The organism is Persicitalea sp. (assembly GCF_041751555.1).
In the GTDB taxonomy this organism is placed as follows: domain Bacteria; phylum Bacteroidota; class Bacteroidia; order Cytophagales; family Spirosomataceae; genus Persicitalea.
In genome coordinates, this window is sequence record NZ_JBGSXF010000054.1 from 1 (window position 1) to 7,301 (window position 7,301).

5 protein-coding genes are annotated in these 7,301 nt (G+C 53.7%); all 5 read left to right on the top strand.

The genetic code is table 11. The features are described from left to right. Nucleotides 1-160: 160 nt before the first annotated feature. The 5 genes from ACEW8P_RS01700 to ACEW8P_RS01720 all read left to right on the top strand — a co-directional run bounded on the left by ACEW8P_RS01700 (nucleotide 161) and on the right by ACEW8P_RS01720 (nucleotide 7,141). On the top strand, nucleotides 161-1,273 hold the full coding sequence (locus ACEW8P_RS01700) for a Gfo/Idh/MocA family protein (protein WP_373511382.1): 1,113 nt from the start codon (nucleotides 161-163) through the stop codon (nucleotides 1,271-1,273). Nucleotides 1,274-1,379: 106 nt separating this feature from the next. After that, nucleotides 1,380-1,907: a nuclear transport factor 2 family protein gene (locus ACEW8P_RS01705; RefSeq protein WP_373511383.1), complete on the top strand. Its 528-nt coding sequence runs from the start codon at nucleotides 1,380-1,382 to the stop codon at nucleotides 1,905-1,907. 69 nt (nucleotides 1,908-1,976) lie between these two features. After that, nucleotides 1,977-3,461, top strand: a complete 1,485-nt coding sequence (locus tag ACEW8P_RS01710; RefSeq protein ID WP_373511384.1) for a DUF1501 domain-containing protein — start codon at nucleotides 1,977-1,979, stop codon at nucleotides 3,459-3,461. Nucleotides 3,462-3,620: 159 nt separating this feature from the next. Continuing rightward, a complete protein-coding gene (locus ACEW8P_RS01715; protein ID WP_373511385.1) occupies nucleotides 3,621-5,627 on the top strand; it encodes a hypothetical protein in 2,007 nt (668 codons plus the stop codon). Between the two features lie 8 nt (nucleotides 5,628-5,635). Further along, a complete protein-coding gene (locus ACEW8P_RS01720; protein ID WP_373511386.1) occupies nucleotides 5,636-7,141 on the top strand; it encodes a c-type cytochrome domain-containing protein in 1,506 nt (501 codons plus the stop codon). Nucleotides 7,142-7,301: the final 160 nt, after the last annotated feature.

Consider the following 7,301-nt stretch of genomic DNA (forward strand, 5'->3'; position numbering starts at 1 on the left):
TGATTGCTAAAGACTAGAAGTGCTATTTCTACCATTACTCCTAAAATTAATTTATTTATTGTAAAAAACTATCCAAACAAGCGATGGAAATTTTTTATCTGGAATTGCTTGAAGTATGACCGCACCCAATTGCTCTTTTACCCGAAAACACTTGAAACTGATGAAAATTAAAAAAGAAACTACTTTCTTCTCACGCCGTGACTTCCTGACCGTCGGCGCAGGCCTGGCCGCAACCGCTGCTTTTTCACCTTATGTCATCGGCCGCACCAGAGCTAAGGAAAAACTCGGCGTGGCCTTGGTGGGCCTGGGGTATTACAGTACCGACCTACTGGCCCCGGCTTTACAGCTCACCAAAAACTGCTACCTCGCGGGTATCGTGACGGGCACGCCGGAGAAGGCGGAAAAATGGAAAGAGAAGTACAAAATCCCTGACAAGAATATCTATAACTACCAGACCTTCGACCAAATCGCCAATAATCCCGATATCGACGTAGTGTACGTGGTACTGCCGCCCTCCATGCACCGCGAGTACGTAGTGAAGGCCGCCAAAGCGGGTAAGCACGTTTGGTGCGAAAAGCCTATGGCCCCCACCGTGGCGGATTGCCAGGCCATGATCGACGCCTGCGTAAAAAATAAGCAAAAACTAGCCATCGGCTACCGCAACCTCCATGACCCTAATATGCAGGCCTGGATGAAGCTCGCCAAGGAAGGGCCGATGGGGAAACCGCGCCTGGTGAGCTGCGCGGCGGGCTACGTGGATAACCGCACTACGCACTGGAAACAGAAGAAGGAAATGGGCGGCGGTGTCATGGGCGACATGGGCGTGTATTCGATTCAGGGTGCTCGCCACGCCGTGGGTGAGGAGCCGATGCTGGTGACAGCGCATTTTTTCACCAATCGCCCTGAGATTTATAACGAGGTGGAAGAAACTTCTATGTACCAAATGCACTTTCCCAGTGGGGCGCTGTCCAACTGCACTGCCAGTTTCGGAATCAATAGTAATTTCCTGAAAGTAAATTACGAGAAGGGTACTTTGATGATGGAGCCGTATTCCTCTTATAGCGGAAATAAGGGTACTCACTCCAATGGCGGCGTCATTGATTTTCCCGTCCCGCTCGGCAATCAACAGGCCAATCAGATGGACGACGACGCCCTGGCCATTATGCAAAACAAGCCCATGCTGGTGCCGGGTGAGGAAGGACTGAGAGACATCAAGGTAGTGGAGGCTATTTATGAGGCGGCTCGGACGGGGCGGGAAGTGAAGATTTCTTAACTCCATTTCTCTTGCTCCTGAGTCCGGGGGACGATCGGCCGCTGCTGATGAAGCAACCCGGCAATGGATGATTTCCTTCTTTTTAAGACAAAAAATTTGGGTACTTATGAGAAAAAACTGTCTTTCAAGCCTCTATGTATTCATAGGCACAATAATCGTGGCGAGCGGAATGGCTTTCATGAGCGCCTGCCAGTCTGACCAGGGGAAGCAGTCGGGGGAATCCATGAGCCGCCAGGAGAACGAGGACGCTTTCAAAGCCACGATGCAAAAGCATCTGGATGCCGTTTCCAACCGAGACCTGGCCACGTTGAAATCGACCCTGTCGCCCGACGGCCAGATGCAATTAATTTTGCCCCAAACTGAAATCACTAATACAGTGGATGAGTTCATGAAGTACCACGAAGATTGGTTCAGCGACACGGCTTCGCACTGGACATTCGATGCAAAAATCCTGAATAAGGTAGTTTCGGATAGTATGGGTATGGCTATCACCGAGATCGTGTACCGCGAGCCCGCGCGGAATGGGGAACCTTACTCCAATCGGATGATTGTGAGTTATGACCTGAAAAAATACGGCAGCAACTGGTACGTAATTAAGGATCATGCTAGTTCGATCGAGAAATCTACCGACTGAACCAGCGAAAAACTTTCTTTTCCGGCTGCTTGTTACTTCCCGGTAGCCTGGATCCGAAACCACGTAATTATGAATAACTTACTTAAAGAACTTCAACAAGCTGAACTACAACGCCAGACGCGTCGGCACTTTCTGAAAGAATGCGGCTTTGGTCTGGGAGCCATTGGCTTGGGTTCGTTGCTGGGTAGTTGTGGCACTTCCGGCTCAGAGACCACCGCTCCGGCCTTGCCCGATGACCCGATGGCGGTTCGGATGCCGCAGTTTGCACCCAAAGCCAAGCGCGTGATTTACATCCACATGGCGGGTGCGCCTTCGCAACTCGAACTCTTCGACTACAAACCCGAGCTTGAAAAATACCATGGTAAGGACTGCCCGGCGGAGTTTCTGGAAGGCAAGAAATTTGCTTTCATCCAGGGTGTCCCCAAGATGCTCGGCCCGCAGGGAAAGTTTGCGCAGCACGGACAATCAGGCGCCTGGATCTCCAATTATCTCCCCTACTTACAGACGGTGGCCGACGAAATCACTTTTGTCAAGGGGATGTACACCGACCAGTTCAACCACGCTCCCGCACAGTTGCTGATGCACACGGGTAGTCCACGGTTGGGACGGCCGAGTCTGGGGGCATGGTCGATCTATGGCCTGGGTTCCGAAAACCAAAATTTGCCGGGCTTTATCGTTTTGGCCTCTGGCGGCAAGCAGCCCGACGCGGGCAAAAGCGTATGGGGCAGCGGTTTCCTGCCGAGTGTGTATCAAGGCGTGCAGTGTCGCACGGGCGGCGACCCAGTGCTGTACGTGAGCGACCCAAGTGGCATGACCCGCGACCTGCGCAAGCAAACCATCGAGGCTATCAACGAGATCAACCGTCAGACCTACGAAGAAGTACAAGACCCCGAAATCCTGACGCGCATCAGCCAGTATGAAATGGCCTTTAGAATGCAGATGTCAGTACCCGAGGTGATGGATGTTTCCAAAGAACCGGAATATATTTTGGATATGTACGGGGTAAAACCCGGCGAGGGTACTTTTGCCATGAACTGCCTTTTGGCAAGAAAACTGGTAGAAAACGGCGTCCGCTTCGTGCAGTTGTTCGACTGGGGCTGGGATACCCACGGTACCAGTGCCGACGGAGCCATCGAGATCGGCCTCCATAACAAGTGCCGCGAGTCCGACCAGGCGGTGGCGGGCCTGCTGAAAGACCTGAAAATGCGCGGTTTGCTGGACGAAACGCTGGTTGTGTGGGGGGGTGAGTTTGGCCGCACGCCCATGCAAGAAAACCGCAACGGCCAGGTGCTGCCCTTTATGGGTCGTGACCATCACCTGGATGCGTTCACTATTTGGATGGCGGGCGGCGGCGTCAAAAAGGGTTTCAGTTTCGGCGAAACCGACGAGCTGGGCTATTATGCCGTGAAAGATAAAACTCACGTCCACGACTTGCAGGCCACGATCCTGCACCTGATGGGCTTCAACCACGAAGAATTCACCTACCCCTTCCAGGGTCGTAACTTCCGTCTGACCGACGTGGCCGGAAAAGTAATCAAGCCGATTTTGGCGTGAGGCTGGATTTTGGACGCTGGACGTTGGATGCTGGAAACTGAATGCTGGATAAAGTTAATTTCGCTTTGCTGGTTCGCCAGCCCGGTGATTCGCCAGCCCGGTGGTTCGCCAGCCCGGCCCTTTATCGCTTTGCTCCTTTGAACCTTTGCCCCCTCTTCTATGAAACTCCGTGACCTAAAATCATCAGCGCAAGTACTGTTAGTAGTTCTTGCGCTTTTTCTTTCCCCAAAAACTACCCAAGCCCAAAAGGAACCGCCCCGCCGGGCCAACTCTCCTTTTGGCCTGCACTTCGACTTTCACGCCCAAATGCGGGACTCGCTCATTGGCAAAACCGTCACCGAAGGCATGGTGGATAGTCTCCTGACGCGCGTAAAGCCCGACTTCATCCAAGTGGATTGCAAAGGCCATGCGGGCTTCACGAGTTATCCTACCGAGGTGGGCAACCGCGCCGGAGGATTTGTAAATGACCCTCTGAAAATATTCAGGAAGGTTACCAAAAAACACGGTGTGGCCCTCTATGTTCATTACTCCGGCGTGTGGGACGATCGGGCTGTGCAACTCCACCCGCACTGGGCGCGGATCGATGCCGACGTCAAACCTGACCCCAAGAAGGTTTCCTTTTGGAGCGCCTATTCCGACAGCCTGCTGATTCCGCAGTTAAAGGAGATCAGCGACTACGGCGTGGATGGCGTCTGGATCGACGGCGACAGTTGGGCCGTGGAACCCGACTACCGCCCCGACGCCCTGGCCGAATTCAGACAAACAACTGGAATCACCAATGTTCCCAAGAAAAAGGGTGACCCACACTTCGACGACCTGCTGGAATTTACCCGCCAGAAATTCCGCTCCTACATCGCCCACTACGCCGAGGCCCTACACAAGTATAATCCCAAATTTCAGGTAGCCAGCAACTGGGCCTTCTCCTCGTTCATGCCCGAGCCGATAAACATCCCGGTCGATTTCATCTCGGGCGACTTCTCGCCTTACAACAGCGTAGAGAGCGGTGCCTACGAAGCCCGCTGCATAGCCCCGCAGGGAAAACCCTGGGACTTGATGGCGTGGAGTTTTGGCGGCGATTGGACGGGCATGAAAGCACCCAAGTCAGCCGTGCAACTCTCGCAGGAAGCCGCGCAGGTCATGGCGGTGGGCGGTGGATTTCAGGCATATTGGTCGCAGGACCGCGACGCTTCGCTGCCTGCCTGGGCTTTCGACACCATGGGTGAGTTGGCAGAGTTCTGCCGCGCCCGACAGCCATTTTGCTATCAGGCCACGCCTGTGCCACAGGTGGCCCTCTACTACTCCACCACCGGGCAAAAGCACCTGACCGATGCAGTCTATAAGTCCAATTTTAGCCAGCAAGCTCTGAAAGGTATGCTACAACTCCTGCTCGACAACCAGCTTTCCACCGAAATCAGGATGACGCACAATATCGCGGGCCGGATGGCTGACTACCCGCTCATTGTTCTACCGGAGTGGGAGGTACTTTCCGGGCAAGAGAATGAGGATTTATTGAATTATGTGAAAGACGGCGGAACACTGCTAGTCATTGGGCCAAAGGCGGTAGATAACTTCGCCCCCGCGCTGGGTGTGGCGCTGGGCGACCTGACCCCAAATAGTGCCCACTTTGGTTCGGCGGGGCGCGTCACGGCGGGCACGACCGGGTACCGGAATTTTACGCCAAGACCAGGTACACAGACGTTTGGCGGCGCATATAGTAGGCGTGACCTGCGCTACCTCCTCGGCCCGGCGGCATCTATCGCCACCTACGGCAAAGGGAAAATCGCGGCCGTTTATGTCGGTCTGGCCGATACCTATCTCAAAAACGAATCGCACAACGCTCGGCGGTTTGTGGGGGAACTGGTAGAAGAAATCTACGATCCAATGGTCAAGGTAACGGGTTCGCAGTTTGTGTATCTGGCCGTCAATCGCAAGAACGACAAGCTGATGGTAAACCTGCTCAACTTGGCCGGGCCGCACAAGTCGGCGGCGGCATTCGACGAAGTGCCTCCCCTCGGGCCATTGCAAGTGCAGGTGAAATACCCGAAACGCCCAGGCAAGATCACGCTGCAACCTGACGGCACCCCCCTACCCTATGAGTACAAAAACGGTCAAATCATCTTTACCTTACAAAAACTGGATATTCACTCAATCATAGAGGTCGACTAACGCTTTTCATGCTTTCTATCCTTTTGCTACAAGTTTCCGACTGGGCAATTTTTTTCGGTCGATTCCATCCCGTACTAGTGCATTTGCCGATTGGCTTTTTGCTGTTAGCTGCTATTTTGGTCATAGGCAAACGCCTCGACAAAGTGAACATCAGCAATGCTACCATTTCCCTCATCCTGCTCATTTCGGCAATTAGCGCCACTTTTGCTTGTGGGGCGGGGTACCTGCTCTCGCTGGGCGGAGGCTACGACGAGGAGATTCTCGACGAACACATGTGGCAGGGTATCGGGGTAGCCGCTTTTGCGTGGATAGCCTGGGCGGTCAAGTCTGATTTTATTCACAAAAAACTTCCAGTTAGCCGGGTAGTTTATTTACCCGCTCTGGGCCTGGCTACGATTCTCACGATGGTAGCTGGCCACCACGGTGGCAGCCTGACCCACGGCGAGGGTTACCTGACGGCCTATACACCCGAGCCGTTTCGTGCGCTGGCGGGTATGGAGCCTAGGCGCGAGGAACTTACCGAGATCAAACCCATCGCCAACGTGCCGGAAGCTATTGTTTATCAAGATATTGTACAACCCATGCTGGCCGTGCATTGCACCCAATGCCATAGTGCCACCAAGAAAAAAGGCGACCTGCGCATGGATAATTTCACTTTTCTGACCAAAGGCGGTGAGAACGGCCCTATTTTCGTTTCTGGTAAAAGTGAAGAAAGCGAAATGCTGAAACGCTGCTTGCTGCCGCTGGAAGACGACGACCACATGCCGCCCAAGGGTAAGCCGCAACTTTCCGACAATCAAATCGCCCTGCTGGCCTGGTGGATAGATCAGGGCGCACCCGTGGATAAAAAAGTAGCCGATCTGAAGGCCGACGACAAGATCAAACCCGCTCTGGCATCGCTCAGTGAAGCGCCGAAAAACGACGAAGCCGACTACCAGCCCACCGGATCGCCCGTGCTGAGCCTGAAAGTACCCGTACCGAATGAGAAGGCGCTGGCTTCGCTCAAATCGGTCAATCTATTGGTAAATCCCGTGGCTAGCGAGCAAAACCTACTGGAAGTCAGCGCGGTGAATGCCCCTGAATTTTCGGATGGTAAGGCCGCTCTGTTGACTCCCCTGGCGGAACAAATTGTTTGGTTGAAATTGGGCGACACCAAAATCACCGATGCGGCCCTGAGCGAAATCGCCAAACTCAAAAACCTCAATAAACTACATCTCGAATACACATCAGTCGGCGACGCCGGACTAAGTAATCTGAAAGATTTGCCCTATCTGGAATACCTCAATTTGGTAGGCACGAAAGTGACGGACGCCGGACTGCAAAGCCTGGCTAACTTAAAGACGATCAAGGATGTTTTCGTCTGGAAATCGGGTGTCACGGACGCGGGTATCGCCCAACTTCGTAAGGCCCGTCCCGACATGAACATCGTCACGGGGCTGGACGAAGCCGCTGTGGCGGCCTTCCTGCAAGCTGGCAAGGCAGATTCGAGCCAGGTTGCCAAGAAAACTAAATAAACGTAAGCGAAAGGCTTAGCCTTCCAGCTCCTCCGCTTCCAGCATGGCTACTTCCCAGGCCTTTGTCGCATCGGCAATTTTTTGGCGGGTGTGAGCGTATTTTTCGTTGAGCTCGTCCAGCGAATCCTTCTCGGCGTAGTTGGTCGGGTCGGCTAGTTCG